Origin of the sequence: Allosphingosinicella sp., assembly GCF_036387615.1 — a bacterium.
Lineage (GTDB): Bacteria > Pseudomonadota > Alphaproteobacteria > Sphingomonadales > Sphingomonadaceae > Allosphingosinicella.
Genome location: NZ_DASVTH010000061.1, coordinates 64,260 through 88,532 on the forward strand (window position 1 = coordinate 64,260; position 24,273 = coordinate 88,532).

Sequence of the window (24,273 nt, forward strand, 5' to 3'; positions counted from 1 at the left end):
CTGACATTGCTCCTGCGAAGGCAGGAGCCTAGCATCAGCGTGGTCACTGGGCTCCTGCTTGCGCAGGAGCACGGAAGGGTAACATGGACAGCTTGGGCGAGATCGAACAGGAGCAGGGCCCGAGTTGGGCGCGCGACAATTGGCCGCTTAGCGATCTGGACGATCTGAACGCCGGCCTCGACCCGACCCGCATGACAGTCGAGAAAGTCGCGGCCAAGGTCAAGGAAAGCGCGGCCGGCGCCGGCAAGTCGGACGCGGAGATCAAGCAGGCGGCGGACGATTCCATCCGCGCGATGATGCTGATCCGCACCTATCGCGTGCGCGGACATCTCGCTGCGGATCTCGATCCGCTCGGCCTCGCCAAGCGCGAACTGCCGGCCGACCTCACGCCCGAGTTTCACGGTTTCACTGGAGCCGCGCTCGACCGCCCGGTCTATCTCGGCGGCGTCATGGGGTTTGAGACCGCGACGGTTCGAGAGTTGGTGGCCGTTCTGCGCCGCAATTACTGCGGCAAGATCGGCCTTGAATATATGCACATCAACGACCTGGAGGAGCGCCGCTTCCTCCAGGAACGGATGGAAGGCAAGGACGCCGCGATCAGCTTCACGCCCGAGGGCAAGCTGGCCATCCTCACGAAGGTGATCGAAGCCGAGGAATGGGAGAAGTTCCTCGCGCGCAAATATGTCGGCACGAAGCGGTTCGGTCTCGACGGCGGCGAATCGATGGTGCCGGCGCTCGAGAGTGTCATCAAATATGGCGGCCAGCAGGGCGTGCGCGAGATCGTGCTCGGCATGGCCCATCGCGGGCGGCTCAACGTGCTCTCCAACGTGATGGGCAAGCCTTACCGCGTGATCTTCAACGAGTTTGCGGGCGGCTCGGCCAATCCGGAGGATGTCGGCGGATCGGGCGACGTCAAATATCACCTCGGTACGTCGAGCGACCGCGAGTTCGACGGCGTCAAGGTCCACCTCTCGCTGGTGCCGAACCCGAGCCATCTCGAAGCGGTCGATCCGGTCGTCCTCGGCAAGGCGCGCGCGGTACAGACGCTGCGGGGCGATCCGGAGGGTGATCAAGTCCTTCCCGTGCTGCTGCACGGCGACGCGGCATTTGCAGGCCAGGGCATCGTCGCCGAATGCTTCGGCTTTTCCGGCCTGCCGGGCTACGGCACCGGCGGAACGCTGCACTTCGTGATCAACAATCAGGTCGGTTTCACGACTTCGCCGCAGTTCGGCCGGTCTTCGCCCTATCCTTCGGACATCGCGAAATCGGTCCAGTCGCCGATCTTTCACGTCAATGGCGACGATCCCGAAGCGGTCACCTTCGCGTGCAAGGTCGCGATCGAATATCGGCAGTGCTTCAATCGCGACATCGTGATCGACATGTGGTGCTATCGCCGGTTCGGTCACAATGAGGGCGACGAGCCGAGCTTCACGCAGCCGCTCATGTACGCCGCGATCCGCCAGCATCCGCCGGTCAGCGCGCTCTACGGCAAGCGGCTGATCGAGGAGGAGGTCATCGATCAGGCCGGCCTCGACGGCATGGTGAGCCAGTTCACAGCGCTGCTCGAAGGCGAGTTCGAGGCCGCCAAAGCCTATCTGCCCAATAAGGCGGACTGGTTTGAGGGCCGCTGGGCGGGCCTTGGTAGACCGGGTACTCCGGAAACCGAGCGTCGCAATGTCCAGACTGCGCTGGCCCCTGACCGAATGCGCGACCTCGGGGAGGCGCTCACGGCGGTTCCGGCCGACCTCACTCCGCACAAGACACTGCTCCGCATTCTCGACGCCAAGCGCGAGATGTTCGCCAGCGGAACCGGGTTCGACTGGGCCACCGCAGAGGCGCTCGCGTTCGGATCGCTGCTGCAGGACGGGTTCGGCGTGCGCCTGTCCGGGCAGGACAGCGGCCGCGGCACGTTCAGCCATCGTCACGCGGTCTGGGTCGACCAGACCGACGGCCACAAGTATATCCCGCTGTGCGGGATCGAGGGCGGGCGGTTTGAGGTGCGCGATTCGCCGCTCAGCGAATTCGGCGTGCTCGGCTTCGAGTATGGCTATTCGATCGCCGATCCGCGCACTTTGGTGCTGTGGGAAGCGCAGTTCGGCGACTTCATGAACGGCGCGCAGACGATCATTGACCAGTTCATCGCTGCCGGCGAGGCCAAATGGCTGCGCGCCAGTGGGCTCGTCATGCTGCTGCCCCACGGCTATGAAGGGCAGGGTCCGGAGCATAGCTCGGCGCGGCCCGAGCGCTTCCTGCAGCTTTGCGGCGAGGACAATATCCAGGTCGCCAATTGCACGACGCCAGCCAACTATTTCCACCTTCTGCGGCGGCAGATGCTGCGCGAATTCCGCAAGCCGCTGGTGCTGATGGCGCCCAAGTCGCTGCTTCGACACAAGCTGGCGACGTCCGTTGCCGCCGATTTCACCGGCGACAGTCACTTCAAGCGCATCCTCTCCGATCCCGCCCAGCCGCGGGACGAGGATGTCCGGCGGCTGGTGCTCTGCTCGGGCAAGGTCGCCTACGACCTCATCGAAGCGCGCGACAAAGCTGGGGACAGCAGCACCACGATTGTACGGATCGAGCAGCTTTATCCCTTCCCGTCCGAGCCGCTCGTCAGGCGCCTCCAGCGCATGACCAACCTCGAGGAAGTGATCTGGGCGCAGGAAGAGCCGCGCAACAACGGCTACTGGACCTTCGTGGAGCCGTTCGTTGAGCAGTGCCTCGCCGTTGCCGGCGTTCGGCCGACGCGCCCGATCTACGCCGGGCGCCCCTCTTCCGCCTCGCCCGCGACCGGGCTTGCCAAGCGGCATGTGGCGGAGCAGGCATCGCTGATCGCGGCAGCGCTCGGGCACCGGATCGAAGGCGCTAAGGAAATGGCCGCCGATGCCGTGCGCAAGGCCGGCAAGGCGGCGAGCTGATGGCAAGGGAAGATCATGTCGACTGACGTTGTGGTGCCGACGCTCGGCGAATCGATCGCGGAAGCGACCCTTGGCCAGTGGCTCAAGAAGCCCGGCGACCCGGTCAAGGCGGACGAGCCGATCGCCAGCCTGGAAACCGACAAGGTTGCGGTCGAGGTGCCTTCGCCCGTGGCGGGCACGATGGGCGATCAGGTGGTGAGCGAAGGCACCACGGTGGCCGTGGGGGCGCTGATTGCGCGGATCGAGAATGGGGCGGGTGCTGTTGCGCAACCCGCCGAGGCCATGCCGGCTCCCGCCGCAACTCAGGAGCAGGCTGTCGAGGATGATCCGGCGCTCTCACCCTCGGCGCGCCGCGCGGTGATCGAGCGCGGTCTCGATCCATCGAAGATCGAAGGAACGGGCAAGCACGGCCTCGTCACCAAGGAGGATGTGCTCGCCGCCGCGGCCAAGGCGCAGCCCTCAAGTGCTCCTGCGAAGGCAGGAGCCCAGGATCCGGCTCAGAGCCGGGCTCCTGCCTCCGCAGGAGCACAGGGCGGTTCCGCTGGGCCGGAGCGCCGCGAAGAGCGCGTGCGTATGACCCGGCTGCGGCAGACGATCGCCAGCCGGCTCAAGGAAGCGCAGAATACCGCCGCGATCCTCACCACCTTCAACGATGTCGACATGAGCGCGGTGATCGACGCGCGCGCGCGCTACAAGGACCTGTTCGAGAAGAAGCACGGCATCCGGCTCGGCTTCACCGGTTTCTTCGTGAAGGCCGCCGCGCTCGCCGCGCGCGACGTGCCTGCGGTCAATGCCTCGATTGAAGGCGACGAGATCGTCTACCACGATTATCTCGACGTCTCCGTCGCGGTCAGCGCGCCGAACGGCCTCGTCGTCCCCGTGATCCGCAATGCCGATCGGATGAGCTTCGCCGAGATCGAGAAGACGATCGGCGACTTCGGGCGCCGCGCCAAGGACGGCACGCTCAAGATGGACGAGATGCGCGGCGGCACCTTCACCATCTCCAACGGCGGCGTGTTCGGATCGCTGCTGTCGACGCCGATCATCAACCCGCCGCAATCGGCCGTGCTCGGCATGCATCGCATCGAGGAGCGGCCGGTGGTCAAGGACGGCCAGATCGTCGCCCGCCCGATGATGTACCTGGCGCTCTCCTACGATCACCGCCTAATCGACGGGCGCGAGGCGGTCACCTTCCTGGTCCGGATGAAAGAAGCTATAGAGGATCCGACGAGGCTGCTGATCGACCTATGAACTGGCGCGAGCATATCCATTCGGACCCGGAAATCGGTCGCGGCAAGCCGATTTTTCGCGGCACGCGCTTCAAGGTCGAATTCGTCCTGAAACTCATGGCGGCCGGTTGGACGTATGAGCAGATGGCGGAAGAGTATCCGGGCATCTTACCAGAGCACCTTCGCGCGGCAGCTGCCTTTGCCGCCGAGATGATGCGTGACGAAGAGTATGTTGCGATTGGGCAGGCGCAAGCGGCTTGAAGTTCCTGCTCGATGTGCACATCGGCACCAGTTTTGCGCGCGCTTTGGTCGAACGTGGGCATGATGTAGTCAGAGCCGCCCTCGACTATCCCAAGTGGGGCGATGAACGGCTTCTGGAATTCGCCGTCGCCGAGCAGCGGATCGTGGTCACTCAGGATAGCGACTTCACCGACCTCGTATACGCGTTCGGCAAGCCCGCGCCGCCTTCGATGCTATATATCCGCTGCGAGCCTGAACAGCTGCCCAGTATGGTCGGCCGAGTTCTCGAAACCCTCGACTCCGGCCGGTTCGATGACCACATGAGCGTCATCCGCCCGGATGACACCCGCTATCGTCCCCTGCCTCGAGAGAACAAGAATGCCTGAATTCGACTTTGACGTGATCGTGATTGGCGCTGGGCCGGGCGGCTATGTGGCGGCGATCCGGGCGGCGCAGCTGGGCCTCAAGACGGCTTGCGTGGAGAGCCGGGAGACGCTCGGCGGGACCTGCCTAAACGTCGGCTGCATCCCCTCCAAGGCGCTGCTGCACGCCTCGGAGCTTTATGCGGAGGCCAGCAATGGATCGCTCGCCAAGTTCGGCGTCAACATGGCCGGGGTGACGCTCGACCTCGACGTGATGCACGGCGAGAAGGCCAAGGCGGTCAAGGAGCTGACGGGCGGCATCGCGTTCTTGTTCAAGAAGAACAAGGTCGAGTGGCTGAAGGGCCACGCGGCGTTCACCGGGCCGAACACGCTTGACGTCGCGGGCAAGGCGGTCACCGCCAAGAACATCGTGATCGCCACCGGCTCGTCGGTCACTCCGCTTCCGGGTGCCGATATCGACAACGAGGTGGTGATCGATTCTACCGGTGCGCTCGCGCTGCCGAAGGTTCCGGGTCACCTGGTGGTGATCGGCGGCGGCGTGATCGGGCTTGAGCTCGGCTCCGTTTGGAAGCGGCTCGGCGCTAAGGTGACGGTGGTAGAATATCTCGACCAGATCCTGCCCGGCATGGACCGCGAAGTGCGCGCCGACGCCACCAAGATCTTCAAGAAGCAGGGCTTCGAGATCCGCACCTCGACCAAGGTCACCAAAGTCGATCGCAGCGGCGCCGGCGCGACCGTCACGATCGAGCCGGCCCAGGGCGGCGCGGCCGAGACGATCGAGGCGGACGTCGTGCTGGTGGCGATCGGCCGTCGGCCCAATACCGAGGGCCTCGCGCTCGAGCGCGTCGGCGTGCAGGTCAACGATCGCGGCATGATCGAGGTCGATCACAGCTTCCGGACGAAGGTGCCGGGCGTGTGGGCGATCGGCGATGTCACCCCCGGCCCGATGCTTGCCCACAAGGCCGAGGACGAGGGCATCGCGGTCGCCGAGAACATCGCCGGGCTGACCGGCATCATCAATCACGAGGTGATCCCCGGCGTCGTTTATACCCATCCGGAGATCGCGTCGGTCGGCAAGACCGAGGAGGAACTCGAAGCCGCGGGCATCGCGTACAAGGCGGGCAAGTTCCCGTTCGCCGGCAACAGCCGCGCCAAAACCAACCGCGACACGGACGGGTTCGTCAAGATTTTGGCCGACGCAAAGACCGATCGCGTGCTGGGCGTCCACATCATCTCCAGTCTTGCTGGCACGATGATCGCGCAGGCCGCGCAGGCGATGGAGTTCGGCGCAACCAGCGAGGACATCGCCTACACCTGCCACGCGCACCCAACGCATTCGGAAGCGATGAAGGAAGCGGCAATGGCGGTGACCGGCAAGCCGATCCATATCTGATCGGGTGAGACGGCGGAGGCGCTAGGCGTCGAAGCGAGCGTGCTGAGCTCGGGGATGGCTGCGACACCAATCCTCGATCATGCGGGGATGGCTGTCCTCGATCCCATTCACCCGCACGAAGCTCGTATACTTCCCTCGCTCGGCCCAGGTTCGGTCGAAGACGAGCAACTCGGGCACCGCCATCATGGCGCCGGCACGGTCTAGTGCTGCTTGCACCAGATGCTTGGTTTGCTCGAGAATGTCGTCGCGGATGGCGACGGTAAGGCTTTGCCAATCGAGTTCCGGGGCTGGGGAAGGGCTTTCGTCCGCGGCGTCCAGCTTGAGGTAGAAATGTGGGCCGCCGCGACGGTCCTCAAGGTCCTTGCGCCAAGGCGACCATGCCTCGGTCACCGAGAGCTGGAAGCCGGGACGCGCCGCCAGATCGTCGACCCACCGCCGGTTGTTCGCCTCAGTCCAGTTCAGCTTGCGAAAGCGGGTGACCTCGCCAGCTTGGTCGTCCTTCCTGGCCACCACGGGATCATATTGCCTGGAGAGCAGGAAGCAGCGCTCAGGGAGCACCGCCACCAATGCGTCCAGCGTCGGGAACAGCTCGGGCCAGCGGCGCCAGAGCTGGGACGCGCGAGGCGGATCGCGCTCAAATAGGCAGGCCATCCGATATTTCTCGCCGCTTACCAACCGGCGCAAACTCCCGAACATATCGCTAAGCCTCTTGCAGACGATCCGCCGGCAATAGGCGATCAGTCTCACGATCAGGTTACCGCGGCTCCCCTCGACTTAGCCGGCGACGGGCGGCTAGGCGTTCACGATGTCCGACCCGCTGTCGATCCTCAAGTCCACTTTCGGCTTCCCCTCGTTTCGGGGTCGGCAGGAGGCTGTGGTCGCTCGCGTCATGGCTGGGCAGCATACGCTCGCGGTCATGCCGACCGGGGCGGGCAAGTCGCTTTGCTATCAGGTGCCGGCGCTCGCCCGGCCGGGAACCGCGCTCGTGATCTCGCCGCTGATCGCGTTGATGCACGATCAGATCCGGTCGGCTTCGGGCTTTGGCATTCGCGCCGCCGCGCTCACCTCTGCCGACGACAATCGCGAGGAGACGGTCGCGCGGCTCCGGGGCGGTGATCTCGACCTGATCTACGTGGCTCCCGAGCGGGCTTCGGGAGAGGGCTTCCGCAACCTCCTGAGCTCCGTGCCGCTGGCGCTGGTCGCGATCGACGAGGCGCATTGCGTGTCGGAATGGGGGCACGATTTTCGTCCTGATTACCGGCTGCTCCGGCCGTTGCTGGATCGCTTTCCGGACGTGCCGCGCCTCGCTCTGACCGCCACGGCCGACAAGCAGACCCGCGCCGACATCCTGGTCCAGCTCGGAATCCCGGAGGATGGCCTCATTCTCGCCGGCTTCGACCGGCCGAACATCCGCTACCATGTCCGTGCGCGGGAAGGCGTCGGCGCGCAGCTCAAGTCGCTGCTCGCGGAGCAGCCTGGACCGGGGATCGTCTACGCGACCAGCCGAGCGGCGACCGAGAAGCTCGCCGAGCAGCTGGGCGGCGCCGGGCGCCGCGTGCTGCCCTACCATGCCGGGCTGGACGCAAGCGTCCGCGCCCGCAACCAGGCGGCGTTCGTCGCGTCCGAGGACATGGTGATGGTGGCGACGATCGCGTTCGGCATGGGCATCGACAAGCCGGACGTCCGCTTCGTCGCCCATGCCGGCCTGCCCAAATCGATCGAGGCTTATTATCAGGAGACCGGCCGCGCGGGGCGCGACGGCGATCCGGCGGAGGCGCATCTGTTGTGGGGCGCGGACGATTTCTCCCGGGCACGGCGGCGGATCGAGACGGAGGTGCCGGAGGATCGCCGGGCGGGCGAACGCCACCGGTTGAACGCGCTCGCGGCCCTGGTCGAGACGCCGAGCTGCCGCCGCGCGCTGCTGCTCCGCCACTTCGGCGAGGAGCCGGCGCAAGGCTGCGGCAATTGCGACAATTGCATCGCCCCGCCGGGGACGATCGATGCGACGGAGGCGGCGCGGAAATTGCTCTCGGCGGCGTTCCGGACCGAGATGCGGTTCGGGATCACGCACTTGACCGAAGTGCTGGCGGGCAATGACAGCGAGAAGGTGCGCAGCTTCGGCCACCATCGCCTGTCCGTGTTCGGCATCGCGAATGCGGACGAGCTTGCATTGATCCGCCCAGTGGCGCGGGCGCTGATGGCGCGCGATGCCTTGCGCGCAGACGAATATGGCGGACTTTCGTTCGGTCCGGGTGCGAAAGCGTTGCTTAAGGGCGAGGAGAAGCTCGAACTCGTCCTCCCGCCCAAGCGCCAGCGCAAGGCCCGGCGTGATCGCGACGCAAACCCGGACGGCGATCCGTTGTTTGACGCCCTGCGCGCCTGCCGCCGCGATCTCGCCAAGCAGGCCGGTGTGCCGCCCTACGTCGTGTTCCACGACAGTACGCTGCGCGAGATGGCCGAACTCAAGCCGCAGAGCATGACCGCGCTCGGCCGCGTCTCCGGCGTGGGCGCCGCCAAGCTGGAGCGCTATGGCCAGGCTTTCGTGGATGTCGTGAGAGGGTTCGCGTGAAGCAGGTGGACGAGCACGTCTTCGTGGCGGGACAGATCAGGCCGGAGGATTTGCCCGGCATCAAGGCCGCGGGCGTGACCGCGATCGTCAACAATCGGCCGGACGACGAAGAACCGGACCAGCCAAGTACGGCCGAGATGGCGGTAGCAGCGCAAGCGGCGGGACTGAGTTACCAGCACATCCCCATGGCCGGCGGGCTCAGCCCGGCGCTGGTGGAGGAGATGGCGAACGCGTTGGCCGAAGCGGAGGGCCCGCTGCTCGCCTTTTGCCGCTCTGGCACGCGCTCGACTTACTTATGGGCGCTGGCCGAGGCACGGCGAGGCGCGGATGGCGAGGAGCTGATGCGCAAGGCGGCAGCGGCGGGCTACGATCTCACCCCGATCGCGCGGTTCCTCTAGTCGGGAGCTCACTCAGAGGCGCTCGCCATCACGCGCCGGGCTGCTCCAAGATCGTCCTCGTCAACCATCAGGCGCACCGGGACCACACCGTCCAGACCGCCCCAGTTCATCTCCGTGTCAAACAACACCGCGTCGATCCCGTCCGCCTCCAGCGCGGAGCGGACCACGCTGGCTTCGAACGGATTGTAGAAGCGGGCGAGCTCCACCAACGCCACTACCAGGGCACCACGTCGCCAGCGGCCAATTCGTCCGCGCGCGGGCTGCGGCCGAGGATCGCGTTGCGGTGCGGGAAACGGCCGAAGCGCTCGATGACGTCACGGTGCTTGCGGGCGAATTCGAGCTGGTACTTGTCCTCCAGGCTGCTGAAGAGCGCGACCGAGCGCTGCTGGTCGTCCAGATCCTCGCTATGCTGAAAGGGCATGTAGAGGATGCCGCGCTCGGCTTCGGACAATTTGTCGTCATAGCCGAGCGCGATCGCTTCCCTGGCAACCGCGAGCCCGAGATGATCCGTCGCGAACTGGTCGGCATGGCCGCGGAACATGTTGCGCGGGAACTGGTCGAACAGCACCACGGCCGCCAGTGCCTCGCGCGGCGAGCCAAGGAAGGCCGAGGTGGGAGAGCCCTGCTGCGTCTCCCAGAGCTTTTGAAAGCGCTCGCGTACCTGCGCGTCGAGATCAGGATCGGCCTTGAACCACCTGTCCTTGCCCAGCCCGAACCAGAAGCTCAGGATCTCGTCGACACAGGGCTCCGAAATCATGCGGCGGTGCCGCCAACAGTCAGTCCCTCCACCAGCAAGGTCGGCTGGCCGACGCCCGCGGGCACCGATTGCCCGCCCTTGCCGCACACGCCGATGCCTTCGTCCAGTTCCATATCGTTGCCGATCGCGGCGACCTTGGTCAGCACGGTCGGACCATCGCCGATCAGGGTCGCGCCCTTGATCGGCGCCGCGAGCCTGCCATTCTCGATCTTGTAGGCCTCGGTGCAGCTGAACACGAATTTGCCGCTGGTGATGTCGACCTGCCCGCCGCCGAAGCTCTTGGCGTAGATGCCGTTCGTGACGCGGGAGAGGATCTCGCGCGGATCATCCTTGCCCGCTAGCATGAAGGTGTTGGTCATGCGCGGCATCGGCGCGTGGGCGAAGCTTTCGCGGCGGCCGTTGCCGGTCGGCTCGACGCCCATCAGGCGCGCGTTGAGGCGATCCTGGATGTAGCCGACCAGGACGCCATCCTGGATCAGGGTGTTGCACTGGGTCGGCGTGCCTTCATCGTCGATCGAGAGAGAGCCGCGGCGCTCACCCAGCGATCCGTCGTCGACCACCGTGACGCCAGGAGCGGCCACCCGCTCGCCGATGCGGCCGGAAAAAGCGGAGGTGCCCTTGCGGTTGAAGTCGCCCTCAAGGCCGTGGCCGATCGCCTCGTGAAGGAGCACGCCCGGCCAGCCATTGCCGAGCACGACCGTCATCTCGCCCGCAGGCGCGGCGACCGACTCGAGGTTCACCAGCGCCATGTCCAGCGCGAGATCAATCGCTCGGTTCCACACCGCGGGCTCAAACATGTTGTCGTACAGGTAGCGACCGCCAAGGCCGTGGAAGCCCGCCTCGCGCCGGCCATTCTGCTCGGCGATGATCGAGACGTTGAGGCGGACGAGCGGGCGTACATCGTGCGCGACGAACCCGTCCGGGCGGACAATCTCGATCACGCTCCACGATCCGGCGAGCGAGACCGAAACCTGGGCGACGCGCGGGTCGCGAGCGCGGGCGGCCGCGTCGATCTGCTGGCACAGCGCCACCTTGCGGGCAAACGGGATGGCCGAGAGCGGATCGGAATCGGTGTAAAGCGTGGCGTTTGTCCGCCGCGGCGGAGCGGCCCGCGCCCCCCTGGCGGGATCGAGCACGCTCATCGTCTCGGCCGCGCGCCGGATCGCGGCTTCGCTGATATCGTTGGCGTGGGCAAAGGCGGTGGTCTCGCCGGAGACGCCGCGCAGGCCGAACCCCGCCTGGGTGTTGAAGTCAGCCGTCTTGAGACGCCCGTCATCGAACGCGAAGGATTCCGAGGCGGTATATTGCAGGTAGAGTTCGCCATCGTCGCAGGACGCAAGGGCCTCCGCGGTAAGGCGCTTGGCGGAGTCCGGGTCCAGCGCGTCGGCGCGGTAGAGGAAGCGGCGGGGGTCGGCGGAGAGGGTCATGGGGCGGATATAGGACCGGGCCCCACCGTTCGTCACCCCCGCACCAACTCGTCACCCCGGACTTGATCCGGGGTTCATCTTTTTAGGGGCGAGAAGAAGGAGGTGGATGCCGGATCAAGTCCGGCATGACGAGGGCGAGGGACGCCTAAGCCTCGCTCTGCCCCTGATCCATCGGGCTGCCGGCCAAGATGAAGCGCTTGTCGCAATAGCCGCAGTCGACGAAGCCTTTCTCGTCAATCTGCATGTAGACGCGCGGATGGCCGAGCGCCGGGCTGATTTCGGTGGCGCCGTCGCAGGCGACCCGGGGCGTTTTCACAAAGCTGATCTCGGGCGTGAAAGGATCTTCGCTCGTCATGCGGGAGCGACTAGCAACGCGCAGGCGTCGGCACAATCACCGCATTCTTGCAGTGGCGACCGGCGCGGTTACGCGGCGCCGATCGCCTGACGCGTGACAAAGCCCGCCACACCTCGCCGGCCGAACTCGCCGACTAACCGCAAAGCGTGACCGCAATCTTACTCGCCGGGCGGTGTAAGCCGCGCGTGTTTTGCCGGGACGGGCACGAGCGGCTATGCGCCGACGATGACTGACGCCGCTATTTCGATCCGCGATCTCCACAAGACCTATTCCGGCGGCAAGCGCGCCCTCGAGGGGATCAGCCTGGAAGTGCCGCGCGGCGAGATTTTCGGGCTGCTGGGCCCTAATGGCGCGGGCAAATCCACGATCATCAACATCCTGTCTGGCATGGTGAACAAGAGCGGCGGCAAGGTGACGATCTGGGGTTTCGACATCGAGGAACATCCTCGAAACGCAAAGGCCTCGATCGGGATCGTGCCGCAGGAGATATTGTTCGATCCTTTCTTCACGCCCGCAGAGACGCTCGACCAGCAGGCTGGACTGTATGGCGTACCCAAGGCGTCCCGGCGAACCGCCGAACTGCTCCGCGCCGTTCGGCTGGAGGACAAGGCGGACGCTTATTCGCGCACTCTGTCCGGCGGGATGAAGCGGCGCCTGCTGGTTGCCAAGGCGATGGTGCATTCGCCGCCCATCCTGGTGCTGGACGAGCCCACCGCCGGGGTCGACATCGAGCTTCGCCAGCAATTGTGGAGCTATGTTCGCGAACTCAACCGGGACGGCGTCACCATCGTCCTGACCACCCACTATCTCGAAGAAGCGGAGGAACTCTGCGATCGAATCGCCATCATCAACCGCGGCCGATTGATCGCGAACGAGACGACACGGACCTTGGTCGGCATGGCGCAGGAAAAGGCGGTGGAGGTCACAGTCGACCGCGACCTGGACCAGGTGCCGGACGCGCCCTGCTTCGACAAGATCGAACGCGTCGGCGAGCGTACGCTTGCGATCACCTACCGCAAGGATCGGGTCAATGCGGGCGAGGTGCTCGCCGCGCTGGGCCGCAGCGGGCTCGGTATCGTCGACGTCTCGACGCGCGAGGCGGACCTGGAGGATGTCTTCCTGAATCTCACCCGGGCATCCGACGCGAATGGGTGAGCACGTTTATGACGTCGTCATCGTCGGTTCCGGGGCGGCAGGGCTCAGCGCAGCTCTGAGTCTCGCGCCGCACCTGCGGATCGCGGTGCTGGCCAAAGGCGCGCTTTCGGCCGGATCGACGGCCTGGGCCCAAGGCGGCATCGCGGCCGTCCTGGAGCCGGGCGACTCGTTCGAGCGGCATATCGAGGACACCATCTTGGCCGGGGCGGGGCTGAACGACCGCAAGGCAGTCGAATTCGTCGTCGAGAACGCGCCCGCCGCTATCGAGCGGCTCTCGGCGCTCGGCGTACCTTTCAATCCCGGCGAATCGGATCGCTGGCACCTCACACGCGAAGGCGGCCACAGCCACCGTCGCATCGTCCATGTCCACGACGCGACAGGCTGGGCGGTGCAGCAGGCGCTGGAGAAAGCGGCCGCCACTCGGTCGAACATCAGCCTGGTTCCGAACAAGGTCGCGATCGATCTGGTGACCGGCCGTCACGTCGTGGGCGGCAATGGGCGCGAGCGGGTCTGGGGCGTCTATGCGGTCGATCGCGAGTCGGGCCGCGTCGACACCTACGCCGGACGTTCGACCATTCTTGCGACGGGCGGCGCCAGCAGGGCGTGGCTTTACTCGACCAACCCACGCGGGAGCACGGGCGACGGAATCGCCATGGCCTGGCGGGCAGGCTGCCGCGTGTCGAACATGGAATTCAACCAGTTCCACCCGACCTGCCTGTACAATCCCGAGGTCAAGAACTTCCTGATCACGGAAGCCATGCGCGGTGAAGGCGGGCGGCTCCGGATTCCCGGATCGGGCCATCGCTTCATGCCTGACTTTGACGGCCGCGCCGAACTCGCGCCCCGCGACATCGTCGCCCGCGCGATCGATCATGAACTGAAGCGGCTGGGCCTCGATCATGTCCATCTCGACATCAGCCACCGCGACCCGGATTTCATCCGAGCGCATTTTCCGACCATTGCCGCGCGCCTCGCGGAACCGGACATCGGCATCGACATCACCCGCGAGCCGATCCCGGTCGTCCCGGCCGCCCATTATACCTGCGGCGGCGTAGTCGTGGATCTTGCCGCGCGGACAGATCTCGAAGGGCTCTACGCCGCGGGAGAGGTCACCCAGTCCGGCCTGCACGGCGCGAACCGGCTTGCATCCAATTCGGTGCTCGAATGCCTGGTCTTCGGCCTTGCCGCCGCCGAGGACATCAATGGCGGCTGGGGCGACCTCGAGCGGTCGCCGGCGATCCGGCCATGGGACGAAAGCCGGGTCACGCATTCCGACGAGGAAGTGGTCGTGCACCACAATTGGCGCGAGATCCGCCGCTTCATGTGGGACTATGTCGGCATCGTCCGCACCACCAAGCGGCTGGAACGCGCCTTGAACCGGGTGAACCTGCTCCGGCAGGAGACGGAGGATTATTACGGACATTTCCGGATCACGCCGGACCTGGTCGAGCTTCGTAATCTGGTCGAGGTGTCGGGCCTGATCGTCAGGTCCGCGCTTGCCAGAAAGGAAAGCCGGGGGCTGCACTATACGCTGGATCATCCGGACATGCTGCCGGAAGCGGTGGACACTGTGCTTTCGCCGTAGAGTTCACTTCGTCATGCCGGGACTTGATCCGGCATCCACCTTCTTTGCGTGCCCAGCCTAAACATCGCCCGGGATCAAGTCGGGAGTGACGAACTCAAGAACGCCTTCACCGCGGCCCTGAACTTCGTCGGCTGATCGAACATGATCATGTGCCCGCTGCCGTCCACGCGGACCAGCTTGGCATCGCGCTTGGCGCGGTAGGCGGCTTCGTAATTGCCCTGCACATAGGCGCGCTGATCAGGGTTCGGGATCGCGTAGATCACGGTAAGCGGCGCCCTGATGCGGGAAAGTTCGCCGCTGAGGTCAGTCACCGCAAGCTCGTGAGTGGCGCGGGCGACCACGTCGGCGTCGCTGCGCCGGTCGGCCGGCTGGGGCCCGCCGAACATCTCCATGACAGACTCGACCATGCGGCGCCCATCCGGCGTCGCGGTCAGCCCCTGGAGGGCGTTGGCAAGACCGCGCACGCCGGACGCAGTGGAGCCGACGAAGCCGGCCGGCTGCGGAGTCATGTCGACCACCATCACCCTGCCGACCTGCGCCGGATGGCGCGATGCGGCCATCAAAGCGACGGTGCCGCCCATCGAATGGCCGATTAGGGCGGGGCGCTTTAGCCTCCTAGCGGCGATGTAGCGGGCTAGCTCGTCGGCGACGCCGCTCACCACCCGGCCCTGCGCATTGCCGCGGACCGGCGCGCCCGCAAAGCCTGCGACCTGGACGAGGTGATAGCGATAGCCAGGCACCGCCGCGACCGTGCCGTCCCAGACATCACGCGAGGAGGCGAGGCCAGGGAGGAGGATCACGTCCGGGCCGCTGCCGCGAACCTCGACGGAAAAGCGGGTCGGCTTGAAGGCGGGCGCGGCTTTCACCGCCAAGGCGGGCGCGATCGCGCCGGCCGGGACTGGCGAGGACAATGACGCCAAGCCGCCGACCAGAGCCGCCGTTGCGCCGGCAAGAAGAAGTGGTTTCAACATTGCTGATCGTTAGCTTCGGGCGCTTGAACCGAAGCTGACAGGGCCGAAGCCACTCCCACAGCCGGGAGGGTTAGGCTAGGACCGGCCGATGTCCTCCCATCTCTACCTCGTCGATGGCTCCAGCTACATCTTCCGCGCCTACCATCGCCTGCCGCCGCTTACGAACCGGCATGGGCTCAACGTCGGGGCCGTTTATGGCTACACGACCATGCTCTGGAAGCTGGCGGAGTCCTTGCACAAAGCGGACGGGCCGACCCACCTCGCGGTGATCTTCGATGCGGCCGGCAAGACCCACCGCGACGACATGTATGGCGAGTACAAGGGGAACCGGCCGCCGCCGCCCTCCGACCTGGTGCCGCAATTCCCGCTGATCCGCGATGCGACCCGCGCCTTTTCGCTGCCGTGCATCGAGGAAGAAGGGCTGGAAGCGGACGACATCATCGCCTGCTATTCCTACGCCGCGCTGGCCGAGGGCTGGAAGGTAACGATCGTCAGCTCCGACAAGGATTTGATGCAGCTGATCGACGACGGCCGGCTCGACATGCTCGACACGATGAACGACCGTCGGATCGACCGCGCCTATGTGGTCGAGAAGTTTGGCGTCGGGCCCGAGCAGCTGGGCGAAGTGCTGGCGCTGATGGGCGACAGCGTCGACAACATACCGGGCGTGCCCGGGATTGGGCCCAAGACCGCCGCGCAGCTTATCCAGCAATATGGCGATGTCGAAACCCTGCTCGCCCGCACCGACGAGATTACCAAGCCCAAGCTCAAGCAGAACCTAATCGAGCATGCCGAGGCAGCGCGGATGTCGCGCGAGTTGGTCAAGCTGGTCTGCGATTCTCCGCTGCCGCAGCCGCTCGGGCAGCTTGAGATGAAGGGGATTCCTGACGGGCCGCTGCGGGAGTTTCTGGAAGACCAGGGCTTTCGCTCCTTGCTCGCTCGCCTCAACGGCACCAGCCAGGTCCGGGCGCCCTCGACCGATCCGGCTAAGACGCCCGTTCAGCGTGAAGTCCGGCCCGAGCCGAAGATCGACCGCTCGCTTTACGAGACCGTGCTGGATGAGGCCGTGCTCGACCGCTGGATTGCCGAAGCAGTTTCGCTCGGCCGCTTCGCGATCGACACGGAAACCGACTCCCGTGATCCGATCCGCGCCAAGCTGGTCGGGATCAGCATGGCGACAGAGTGCAACCGCGCCTGCTACATCCCGCTCGAGCATGGCGGCGACGATCTCCTCGCGGAGCGCCCGGAACAGCTCGCGGCGGGGCTGGTTCTGGGCAAGCTCAAGCCCCTGCTGGAGGACCCGGCGGTCCTGAAGATCGGCCACAATCTCAAGTTCGACTGGGTCGTGCTGGATCGTCGCGGGATCAAGGTTGCGCCGATAGACGACACGCTCGTGATGAGCTTCGACCTCAATGCCGGCGGGCTCTCCAGCCACAGCCTCGACGATCTCGCCAAGGAGCATCTCGATCACCAGTGCCTGAGCTTCAAGGAGGTGTGCGGATCGGGATCGAAGCAAGTCTGCTTCGACAAGATCACGCTGGAGCGGGCGACCGAATATGCGGCGGAGGATGCGGACGTCACCTTGCGGCTGTGGAAGCGGTTCAAGGCGCGGCTGCCGCACGAGCGGGTCACCCGTGTTTACGAGCAGGTCGACCGTCCGCTGATCCCCGTGGTCGCGCGTATGGAGCGCGAGGGCGTCAAGGTCGACCGCAAGGAGCTGGCCAGGCTTTCCGCCGAGTTCAACGAGCAGATCGTTGCTCTTGAAGAGCAGGTGTGCGCCGAAGCCGGCGCGAAGTTCACGATCGGCAGCCCCAAGCAGCTTGGCGAGATCCTGTTCGACAAGCTCCAGCTGCAGGGCGGGCGCAAGGGCAAGTCGGGCGTGTGGTCGACAGACGTCAACGAGCTGGAGCGGCTGTCGCGCGATGGGGTGCCGATCGCGAGGCTGGTGCTCGATTGGCGTCAGCTGACCAAGCTCAAGAACACATACACCGATGCGCTCCAGCAGCAGATCAATCCGGAAACGGGCCGCGTCCACACCTGCTACAGCCTGTCGGGCGCGCAGACGGGCCGGCTCTCCTCGACCGACCCCAATCTGCAGAACATCCCGATCCGGACGGAGATCGGCCGCCGCATCCGCGACGCCTTCGTCGCCGAGCCCGGCTATCTGATGCTCGCTGCCGACTACAGCCAGATCGAGCTGCGCCTAGCCGCGCACATGGCCGACGTGCCCCAGCTGAAGCAGGCCTTTGCCGACGGCGCCGACATTCACAGCATGACGGCGCAAGAGCTGTTCGGCGAAGTCACCCGCGACACCCGCGCCAGCGCCAAGACGATCAACTTCGCGATCCTATACGGCATCTCGCGCTGGGGCTTGGCCGGCCGCCTCTCGATCACCGCGGACGAAGCGCAATCAATGATCGACCGCTATTTCGACCGCTTCCCTGGCATCCGCGACTACATCCACACAACCCTGACCAGCGTACGCGAGACCGGCTTCACGACGACGCTGTTCGGCCGCAAGACCCACTTCCCCGGCATCCGCAGCAAGGTCCAGCACGAGCGCCAGGGCGCCGAGCGCGCCGCGGTCAACGCGCCCATCCAGGGCACCAGCGCCGACATCATCAAGCGCGCCATGGCCCGCATGTGCCCAGCGCTGGAGCGCGAGGCCCTGGGCAGCACGCGCATGCTGATGCAGGTCCACGACGAACTCGTCTTTGAAGTCCCCGAAGCAGATGCGGAACGCGCCGGCGCGGTGATACGGGGGGTGATGGAGAATGCGGCCGGGCCGGCAGTCACGCTCAGCGTCCCACTCGGCGTTGATATCGGTACCGGGACGAACTGGGGCGCGGCCCATTGATTGCACGCGAGCTCCGTTACATGTAACCTGCCGGCCATGAACAAGGCTGAAAGGATTAGCAGCCGCGAGCGCGTTGCGAGACGCCGAGCAGCACTGCGGGCGCGCGGCTTGCGGCCGAAGCAATTCTGGTTGCCTGACGTGGCGTCGCCGGAGTTCATCGCTCAAGCCAGCGCCGATGCTAGAGCGATCGCGGCGAGCGAGGACAGCGCCGAGGCTCAGGCCTTCATCAACTCGGTCATCGACGATGTTTGGTCCGACTTGGAACGTTGATTGAGACGCGGCGAAATCTGGACCTCAGCCGGCGGGAGTGCCTATGCCGGCAAGCCCCGGCCCGTTCTGATCATCCAGGATGATTCCTATGCCGATACAAATTCGATCGCAGTTTGCCTGATCACGACCGAACAGATTGCGACCTCGTTCATTCGGCCGCCGCTGGAACCTGACGCGGAAAACGGCCTTAACGAGAGCTCTCGCGTGATGGTCGACAAAATCGCTGCGGCACCCCGTTCGGGGTTGCGGAAACGGGTGGGCCGCGTCTCCGATGGGCAGATGCGGGCTGTTGAGGACGCCCTCATGACTTACCTGGGAATGGCCCGGTGAGCGGGGCAACGAGCTCCGGCGATCAGGACATTGCCGCGCTCGCGAAGGGTGGGCGGACGAACTTCTTCGGGTTTCTCCTGCGTCTAGCGGCTCGCCTCCCCTTCCTGTTCATCGCAGGACGTATCTACGGGGCGGAGGCGCTCGGCCGTTTCGCTTATGCGGTGCTGATCGTCGAATTTGCGGCGCAGTTGGCGACGCTGGGACTCAAGCGGGGCCTTGCCCAACAGCTCTCCTCGACGGACAAGCCGCATGTTTGCGTGGTCTGGGACGGAATGCTCGTCGCTCTGCTTGCCTCCGGCGCGGCGACCATGCTGCTGCTGCTTTTCCCGCAGGCGATGTTCCCCAACAGTCCAGTGCGGGGTCTTGAGTGGCTGCTGCCGCTGATCGTGTTCGCGATCGCCGGATCGGACGTCGCCCTGGCGGCGCTCGCCTACCAGCATAACGTCAAGGCAACGGTGACTGCGCGGGCGATCGTCGAGCCGTGGACGATCAGCATCGCCGCATTCCTGCTCTCCTACCTGTCGTCTCGCGACGGGCTGATCATCGCTTATGTGCTGTCGATGGTGGCGGCGCTCGCCGCGTCGCTGTGGCCGCTCTACAAGGCCTATGGCCTGCCGAGCGGGTGGAAGCCGCAGCCGGGGCAGCTTTGGGCGCTGGCCCGCCGCAACACGCCGCTTGCCGCGGCGGACGCAATCGAATGGGCCTCGCGGCGAATCGACATCGCAATCCTGGGGCTGTTCTTCTCGCCCGCTGTGGTCGGCGTCTACTATGTCGCCCAGCAGGTCGCGTCGCTGCCTCAGAAGCTCAAGACCAGCTTCGATCCGATCCTGGGGCCGGTCATCACCCAGAAGCTGGCTGAGGAGGATCGGCCGGCGGTCGCCAAGCAGGTGCGGCAGGTCGGGTTCTGGATCATCGCCGCCCAGGTCGGGGTAGCGCTGGCGCTGGGAATACCGGGCGAGGCTGTGATGGGCCTGGTCGGGCCCAATTTTGTCGGCGGAACCGGCGCGCTCGCTTTCCTGCTCGCGGCCGAGGCGGTGGCGGCGACCGCAGCCGTTTCCGAGGCGGCGCTGGTCTATGTCGCCCGCCACCGCAACCTGATGATCTCGCTCCTCGCGATTTCCGTTCAGGCGGCGCTCTCGGTCGCGCTGATCCTCGGGATCCGAGCGGTTCAGCTGCCGGCCTGGCTGGTCGAGCGCCTCCATCTCGCGACAGATCGCCTCCCGGACAGCTTCGCAGCGGCCGGCCCGGCGATCGGGCTCATCGTTGCGCTCGGCATTTCCTCCGTCCTCAAGGCGCGGCTGCTCAGCCGGCTGCTCGGCGCGCCGGTCCAGGGCTGGCGCTGGCCGATCGTCTGGGCAGCCGCGGCCGCGATCCTCGTCGGCTTCGGCTTCACCCAGCTCCCGCAGACGCTCGAGTGGCTGGAACTCGCAGCCGGCATTCCCGCGATCCTCCTTGCCTTCGGGCTGGTCATCTGGAAGCGCGGCTTCACGCACGAAGACCGCGTCCTCTTCCGAATGGGCAAGCGGGGGAAGGCCGAGCCTAGTCTTCCACCTCCGCCAGGGGCTTCACCGCCGGGCCGTTGAGCACCTGCCCGTCGGGCGCGAATTGCGAGCCGTGGCACGGGCAATCCCAGCATTTCTCGAAGCCGTTCCAGTGCACTATGCAGCCGAGGTGCGTGCAGACCGGAGAACGGCGGATCACCGTGCCGTCCTCGGCCTTGAAGGTGGCGACCTGCTTCAGGCCATGACGAATGAGGGCGCCTTGACCGGGCTGGAGCTCGTCTTCCGACTTGAGGTCGCCGGGCCCGATATATTCCGCGAAGTTCTTCACCGCGCCCGCCTGCTCGCGGATGAACTCGCCGATCGACGAGGTCGAGTTGAAGGATTTGCGACCCGGATCCAGCACGGGCGCGAAGCGGCTGTCCTCGCCGATGATCAGCGGCATGATGGTGAGGCTCCCGGCCACTCCGTTGGTGATGCCCTGGCCTGAATCGCCCGTGTGGATGTAAATATTGGTATTGCCCGGGTTGCGGCCGGAGAAGGGCATGAAGTCCATCGGCTCCATCACCATCCCCGACCAGCGATAATCGGCGCGGGTGAAGCTGGGATAATGCTCGCGCGTCCAGTTTTCGAGATCGTCCAGCCGCTGGTCCATGTCGTGGGCCTCGCCGGATTTGTGATCGCCGCCGCCGACGATGATCAAATCCTCCGTCTCGCTGAGCGGCTGGATGCGGACATAGTGATACGCCTCGTACGTGTCCCAGACGAGCGCGTCGGGTACCGAGCCTTTCGGCACCGGGCCGGCGACGACATAGGTGCGGTCCGGAGTCTGCTTGGGGTGAATCGCGACCTTGTTGTTGGTCGGCGAATTGGTCGCGAACACCGCGGCCTGGGCGCGGATCACCGGGCCAGCTTCGGTGGTGATTTCGACGCCGCCGTCCTTTTCCTCGTCCCCGACATGGGCAGTGTTCGCATAAATGCGCCCGCCGCGCGCCAGGATGGCCTTGGCGAGCCCGCGCAGATATTTGGTCGGGTGGAACCGGCCCTGATAGGGGAAGCGCAGCGCGCGGCCGGTGTCGACGCCGGGAACAGGCGCGCGATCGACCCATTCGACGTCAACGCCGATCTTGCGGCATGCCTCATATTCCTCGTCGAGTTCGCCTTGCGGCTTGTCCGCGGGCGCGAACAGATAACCATCGAGCCGCTGGAAATCGGCGTCGATGTCCTCGTCGCGGCAGATCGCCTCGATCCGGTTCACGGCCGCGACCTGGCTGTCGTGGTAGATGCGAGCCTCGTCCTCGCCGCGGACCTTGATCAGCTCTGAGTAGAAATCGTCCAGCTGGGTCGCGAGGTGGGCGGTGGTGCGAGCGGTCATGCCGTTACCGATGCCGCCGCGATCGATCACGATCACCGAGCGTCCGAACCGGGCCAACTCGTACGCGGTGGACAGGCCGGCGATGCCCGAGCCGATGACCACCACATCGCATTCGGCGTTGGCTGTGAGCGGCGGCGCGTCGATGACAGGGGTGATGTCCATCCAGCAGCTGACACTGCGCTCGTCGCCGACGTTCATTGCTTCACCTCCGCTGCCTGAACCCACCGAGCCGCCAACGGGCCGTCCGCGAAATGAGTTCCGGCATGAAGGACTAACCCGTCCGAACTCGATGAAGCCTTCGCATCAGGACCCTGGCTGGCCGAAAGGTTCGGAAGGTTCATAAAGTTCAGCCTCCCTGGAGCAGAAAATCTCCGGCCTGCGAGCTTGTCTTCGGCTCCGAGCCGATCCAGCGGCATCGACCGCCCGGCCGAGCGCGCGGCATTGCAGAGAACGCACCGCCGATCGACAAAACGCGCTATTGACCGGCACGGGTCGGACGGGGTGAAAGACCACGAATTCGCGAAGCCCGGCGGTGGAGGGGTGGGGCGAATCGCTCATGGCTAAGTCCATGCTGGATGACCGGCGCTGTAGGACAGAGGGTATTTGCAGGCCTTGCGACGATGGCGGCACAGACGATGACGACATGAAGAAACGTTCAGCTGGGCCAAATCGCCCCGAGACCACCGTGGTCGGCCAGTAAAAAGCGGCGGCCAAGCAAGGGTTATCAGGAGATTGGGCGTGTCATACTCGCCCACGAAGTGCGCTGGCGTGGAAAGGAGCAGCTTTTGGTCGCTTTGATTCGGTCATAGCGATCGATGATTTTCGATGCCTGTCATGGCTTGGATCCGGACTCGATACAGGGGGCATCGTTGACTGTCGCGTATGAGCACGCGTTCTCGGTTTGGCTTAATGCCGAAAATGTCTCACCCCCGTGAACAGCATCGCCAGCCCCGCCTCGTCCGCCGCGGCGATGACCTCGTCGTCGCGGATCGAGCCGCCGGGTTGGATCACTGCGGTGGCTCCCGCTTCGACTGCGGCGAGGAGGCCGTCGGCGAAGGGGAAGAAGGCGTCGGAGGCGACCGCGGAGCCGATCGTGCGGGGCTCGGGCCACCCGGCTTTCCCGGCGGCGTCGCGCGCCTTCCAGCCGGCGATGCGGGCGGATTCGAGGCGGTTCATCTGGCCGGCGCCGATGCCGACGGTAGCGCCGCCCTTGGCGTAGACGATGGCATTCGACTTGACGTGCTTGGCGACGGTCCAGGCGAACAGGCAGTCGGCCAGCTCCTGATCTGTCGGGGCGCGCCTGGACACGACCTTGAGCGCATCCGGCCCGACCCGTCTGTTGTCACGGGTCTGCACGAGCCAGCCGCCGGCGATCGTCTTGAGCGTGAAGCCGCCGCGCGCCGGATCGGGCAGATCGCCCGTGAGGAGCAGGCGCAGGTTCTTCTTGGCCGCGAACAGACGGAGCGCCGCTTCGTCCGCGTCCGGGGCGATCACGACCTCCGTGAAGATGGTGGTAATCGCCTCCGCGTCGGCGGCGGTGAGGGGCCGGTTGACCGCGACGATCCCGCCGAATGCGGAGACCGGGTCGCACTCGAGCGCTGAACGATAGGCCTCGAGCAAGGTGCCCGCGACGGCGACGCCGCAGGGATTGGCGTGCTTGACGATCACGCAGGCCGGATCGCCGTCGCGGAACTCGGAGACGAGCTCCAGCGCGGCGTCGGCGTCGTTGTAATTGTTGTAGCTGAGCTCCTTGCCCTGAACCTGCCGCGCCTGGGCAATGCCGCGCGCGGTGGGCCCGGCATGGCCGTAGAGGGCGGCCTGCTGGTGCGGGTTCTCGCCGTAGCGAAGCACGGTAGGCGCTTGCAGGACCATCGGCAGCGTGGCGGGGAAGAGTTGCTGCTGGTCGGCGAAGGCGAACCAGGAGGCGATGGTGGCGTCATAGGTAGCGGTGGCGGCAAAGGCCTTGGCGGCGAGACGCTTGCGAAGGCCGAGCGGGGTCGATCCGCCCGCTTCGTCGAGCGCCGCGATCAGCTCCGGGTAATCGGCGGGATCGGTGACGATCGTCACGAACTGGTGGTTCTTGGCCGCCGAGCGGACCATCGAGGGGCCGCCGATATCGATATTCTCGATGATCTCGCGCCGCTCCGCCCCGCGCGCAACGGTCTGCGCGAACGGGTAGAGATTGACGACGACGAGATCGATAAGTCCGATGCTGTGCTCGGCCATGGTTGCAACATGATCCGGATTGTCGCGCGCGCCGAGCAAGCCGCCATGCACCTTGGGATGGAGCGTCTTGACGCGCCCGTCCATCATCTCGGGAAAGCCGGTCAGGTCCGAGACGTCGCGGACCTGCAACCCGGCCTCGCGCAGGGCCTTGGCTGTGCCTCCGGTCGAGACGAGCTCGACTCCGTGCCGGGCGAGCGCGTGGCCGAGTTCGGTCAGCCCGGCTTTGTCGGAGACGGACAGCAAGGCGCGGGTGATCTTTACGTCAGACATGAGGCAGTCCCGGTGGGGCGTTCGCCTCCCCCTCTACCGTCATGCTGAACTTGTTTCAGCATCCATCTT

General features: G+C 65.8%; 21 protein-coding genes. 13 read left to right on the forward strand and 8 right to left on the reverse strand.

All coding sequences use genetic code 11. From position 1 onward, the window contains the following. Positions 1-83: 83 nt before the first annotated feature. The 5 genes from VF631_RS13480 to lpdA are packed head-to-tail and all read left to right on the forward strand — an operon-like array spanning position 84 to position 6,160. On the forward strand, positions 84-2,915 hold the full coding sequence (locus VF631_RS13480; protein WP_431850833.1) for a 2-oxoglutarate dehydrogenase E1 component: 2,832 nt from the start codon (positions 84-86) through the stop codon (positions 2,913-2,915). A gap of 15 nt (positions 2,916-2,930) precedes the next feature. Beyond that, positions 2,931-4,166: a 2-oxoglutarate dehydrogenase complex dihydrolipoyllysine-residue succinyltransferase gene (gene odhB / locus VF631_RS13485; protein ID WP_431850834.1), complete on the forward strand. Its 1,236-nt coding sequence runs from the start codon at positions 2,931-2,933 to the stop codon at positions 4,164-4,166. After that, positions 4,163-4,405, forward strand: a complete 243-nt coding sequence (locus VF631_RS13490) for a DUF433 domain-containing protein (protein WP_431850835.1) — start codon at positions 4,163-4,165, stop codon at positions 4,403-4,405. Before odhB ends, VF631_RS13490 begins: the two co-directional genes overlap by 4 nt. After that, positions 4,402-4,770 (forward strand): DUF5615 family PIN-like protein, encoded by a 369-nt coding sequence (locus tag VF631_RS13495; protein WP_431850836.1) that lies wholly within the window; start codon positions 4,402-4,404, stop codon positions 4,768-4,770. Before VF631_RS13490 ends, VF631_RS13495 begins: the two co-directional genes overlap by 4 nt. Further along, entirely contained in the window at positions 4,763-6,160 is a 1,398-nt protein-coding gene (gene lpdA, locus VF631_RS13500; RefSeq protein ID WP_431850837.1) for a dihydrolipoyl dehydrogenase, read from the forward strand. Before VF631_RS13495 ends, lpdA begins: the two co-directional genes overlap by 8 nt. Before the next feature lie 21 nt (positions 6,161-6,181). On the opposite strand, the gene VF631_RS13505 is transcribed toward lpdA, so the two are convergent. Next, positions 6,182-6,856: a hypothetical protein gene (locus VF631_RS13505; protein ID WP_431850838.1), complete on the reverse strand. Its 675-nt coding sequence runs from the start codon at positions 6,854-6,856 to the stop codon at positions 6,182-6,184. Between the two features lie 109 nt (positions 6,857-6,965). Between VF631_RS13505 and recQ the strand changes: the two genes are divergently transcribed. Further along, positions 6,966-8,729, forward strand: a complete 1,764-nt coding sequence (gene recQ, locus VF631_RS13510) for a DNA helicase RecQ (protein ID WP_431850839.1) — start codon at positions 6,966-6,968, stop codon at positions 8,727-8,729. Positions 8,730-8,734: 5 nt separating this feature from the next. Continuing rightward, positions 8,735-9,127 carry a TIGR01244 family sulfur transferase gene (locus VF631_RS13515; protein WP_431850840.1) on the forward strand — a complete coding sequence of 131 codons (393 nt, stop codon included), beginning with the start codon at positions 8,735-8,737 and terminating at the stop codon, positions 9,125-9,127. A gap of 8 nt (positions 9,128-9,135) precedes the next feature. On the opposite strand, the gene VF631_RS13520 is transcribed toward VF631_RS13515, so the two are convergent. The 4 genes from VF631_RS13520 to VF631_RS13535 all read right to left on the reverse strand — a co-directional run bounded on the left by VF631_RS13520 (position 9,136) and on the right by VF631_RS13535 (position 11,666). After that, positions 9,136-9,342 carry a DUF2007 domain-containing protein gene (locus tag VF631_RS13520; protein ID WP_431850841.1) on the reverse strand — a complete coding sequence of 69 codons (207 nt, stop codon included), beginning with the start codon at positions 9,340-9,342 and terminating at the stop codon, positions 9,136-9,138. Continuing rightward, positions 9,342-9,884, reverse strand: a complete 543-nt coding sequence (locus VF631_RS13525; RefSeq protein WP_431850842.1) for a DUF924 family protein — start codon at positions 9,882-9,884, stop codon at positions 9,342-9,344. The genes VF631_RS13520 and VF631_RS13525 overlap by 1 nt, the downstream gene beginning before the upstream one ends. Further along, on the reverse strand, positions 9,881-11,311 hold the full coding sequence (gene tldD / locus VF631_RS13530; RefSeq protein ID WP_431850843.1) for a metalloprotease TldD: 1,431 nt from the start codon (positions 11,309-11,311) through the stop codon (positions 9,881-9,883). Before tldD ends, VF631_RS13525 begins: the two co-directional genes overlap by 4 nt. Before the next feature lie 145 nt (positions 11,312-11,456). Beyond that, complete coding sequence (locus VF631_RS13535) at positions 11,457-11,666, reverse strand: zinc-finger domain-containing protein (RefSeq protein WP_431850844.1); 210 nt, start codon at positions 11,664-11,666, stop codon at positions 11,457-11,459. A 225-nt stretch (positions 11,667-11,891) separates the two neighbouring features. Between VF631_RS13535 and VF631_RS13540 the strand changes: the two genes are divergently transcribed. Continuing rightward, positions 11,892-12,821 (forward strand): ABC transporter ATP-binding protein, encoded by a 930-nt coding sequence (locus VF631_RS13540; protein WP_431850845.1) that lies wholly within the window; start codon positions 11,892-11,894, stop codon positions 12,819-12,821. Next, a complete protein-coding gene (gene nadB, locus VF631_RS13545) occupies positions 12,814-14,406 on the forward strand; it encodes an L-aspartate oxidase (protein WP_431850846.1) in 1,593 nt (530 codons plus the stop codon). The genes VF631_RS13540 and nadB overlap by 8 nt, the downstream gene beginning before the upstream one ends. A gap of 74 nt (positions 14,407-14,480) precedes the next feature. On the opposite strand, the gene VF631_RS13550 is transcribed toward nadB, so the two are convergent. Next, positions 14,481-15,377 carry an alpha/beta fold hydrolase gene (locus VF631_RS13550; RefSeq protein ID WP_431850847.1) on the reverse strand — a complete coding sequence of 299 codons (897 nt, stop codon included), beginning with the start codon at positions 15,375-15,377 and terminating at the stop codon, positions 14,481-14,483. Positions 15,378-15,465: 88 nt separating this feature from the next. Between VF631_RS13550 and polA the strand changes: the two genes are divergently transcribed. Genes polA through VF631_RS13570 form a run of 4 tightly spaced genes read left to right on the forward strand, consistent with a single transcriptional unit; the run spans position 15,466 to position 20,417 of the window. Then, a complete protein-coding gene (polA, locus tag VF631_RS13555; protein ID WP_431850848.1) occupies positions 15,466-18,234 on the forward strand; it encodes a DNA polymerase I in 2,769 nt (922 codons plus the stop codon). 36 nt (positions 18,235-18,270) lie between these two features. Next, positions 18,271-18,504, forward strand: a complete 234-nt coding sequence (locus tag VF631_RS13560) for an antitoxin MazE-like protein (RefSeq protein WP_431850849.1) — start codon at positions 18,271-18,273, stop codon at positions 18,502-18,504. Further along, complete coding sequence (locus VF631_RS13565; protein ID WP_431850850.1) at positions 18,505-18,834, forward strand: type II toxin-antitoxin system PemK/MazF family toxin; 330 nt, start codon at positions 18,505-18,507, stop codon at positions 18,832-18,834. After that, positions 18,831-20,417: a lipopolysaccharide biosynthesis protein gene (locus VF631_RS13570; protein WP_431850851.1), complete on the forward strand. Its 1,587-nt coding sequence runs from the start codon at positions 18,831-18,833 to the stop codon at positions 20,415-20,417. Before VF631_RS13565 ends, VF631_RS13570 begins: the two co-directional genes overlap by 4 nt. On the opposite strand, the gene VF631_RS13575 is transcribed toward VF631_RS13570, so the two are convergent. Both VF631_RS13575 and purH read right to left on the reverse strand, forming a co-directional pair. Continuing rightward, complete coding sequence (locus VF631_RS13575) at positions 20,374-21,906, reverse strand: FAD-dependent oxidoreductase (RefSeq protein ID WP_431850852.1); 1,533 nt, start codon at positions 21,904-21,906, stop codon at positions 20,374-20,376. The genes VF631_RS13570 and VF631_RS13575 overlap by 44 nt on opposite strands. A gap of 708 nt (positions 21,907-22,614) precedes the next feature. Next, complete coding sequence (gene purH / locus VF631_RS13580; protein ID WP_431850853.1) at positions 22,615-24,204, reverse strand: bifunctional phosphoribosylaminoimidazolecarboxamide formyltransferase/IMP cyclohydrolase; 1,590 nt, start codon at positions 24,202-24,204, stop codon at positions 22,615-22,617. Between the last annotated feature and the right edge of the window lie 69 nt (positions 24,205-24,273).

What these genes read in the sequence shown, in the direction of transcription:
- VF631_RS13525 (WP_431850842.1), bottom strand. Translation starts at nt 9,884, where the DNA reads ATGATTTCGGAGCCCTGTGTCGACGAGATCCTGAGCTTCTGGTTCGGG.
- VF631_RS13560 (WP_431850849.1), top strand. Translation starts at nt 18,271, where the DNA reads ATGAACAAGGCTGAAAGGATTAGCAGCCGCGAGCGCGTTGCGAGACGC.
- VF631_RS13480 (WP_431850833.1), top strand. Translation starts at nt 84, where the DNA reads ATGGACAGCTTGGGCGAGATCGAACAGGAGCAGGGCCCGAGTTGGGCG.
- VF631_RS13490 (WP_431850835.1), top strand. Translation starts at nt 4,163, where the DNA reads ATGAACTGGCGCGAGCATATCCATTCGGACCCGGAAATCGGTCGCGGC.
- VF631_RS13540 (WP_431850845.1), top strand. Translation starts at nt 11,892, where the DNA reads ATGACTGACGCCGCTATTTCGATCCGCGATCTCCACAAGACCTATTCC.
- VF631_RS13505 (WP_431850838.1), bottom strand. Translation starts at nt 6,856, where the DNA reads ATGTTCGGGAGTTTGCGCCGGTTGGTAAGCGGCGAGAAATATCGGATG.
- VF631_RS13550 (WP_431850847.1), bottom strand. Translation starts at nt 15,377, where the DNA reads ATGTTGAAACCACTTCTTCTTGCCGGCGCAACGGCGGCTCTGGTCGGC.
- polA (WP_431850848.1), top strand. Translation starts at nt 15,466, where the DNA reads ATGTCCTCCCATCTCTACCTCGTCGATGGCTCCAGCTACATCTTCCGC.
- nadB (WP_431850846.1), top strand. Translation starts at nt 12,814, where the DNA reads ATGGGTGAGCACGTTTATGACGTCGTCATCGTCGGTTCCGGGGCGGCA.
- tldD (WP_431850843.1), bottom strand. Translation starts at nt 11,311, where the DNA reads ATGACCCTCTCCGCCGACCCCCGCCGCTTCCTCTACCGCGCCGACGCG.
- VF631_RS13535 (WP_431850844.1), bottom strand. Translation starts at nt 11,666, where the DNA reads ATGACGAGCGAAGATCCTTTCACGCCCGAGATCAGCTTTGTGAAAACG.
- lpdA (WP_431850837.1), top strand. Translation starts at nt 4,763, where the DNA reads ATGCCTGAATTCGACTTTGACGTGATCGTGATTGGCGCTGGGCCGGGC.
- recQ (WP_431850839.1), top strand. Translation starts at nt 6,966, where the DNA reads ATGTCCGACCCGCTGTCGATCCTCAAGTCCACTTTCGGCTTCCCCTCG.
- VF631_RS13575 (WP_431850852.1), bottom strand. Translation starts at nt 21,906, where the DNA reads ATGAACGTCGGCGACGAGCGCAGTGTCAGCTGCTGGATGGACATCACC.
- odhB (WP_431850834.1), top strand. Translation starts at nt 2,931, where the DNA reads ATGTCGACTGACGTTGTGGTGCCGACGCTCGGCGAATCGATCGCGGAA.
- purH (WP_431850853.1), bottom strand. Translation starts at nt 24,204, where the DNA reads ATGTCTGACGTAAAGATCACCCGCGCCTTGCTGTCCGTCTCCGACAAA.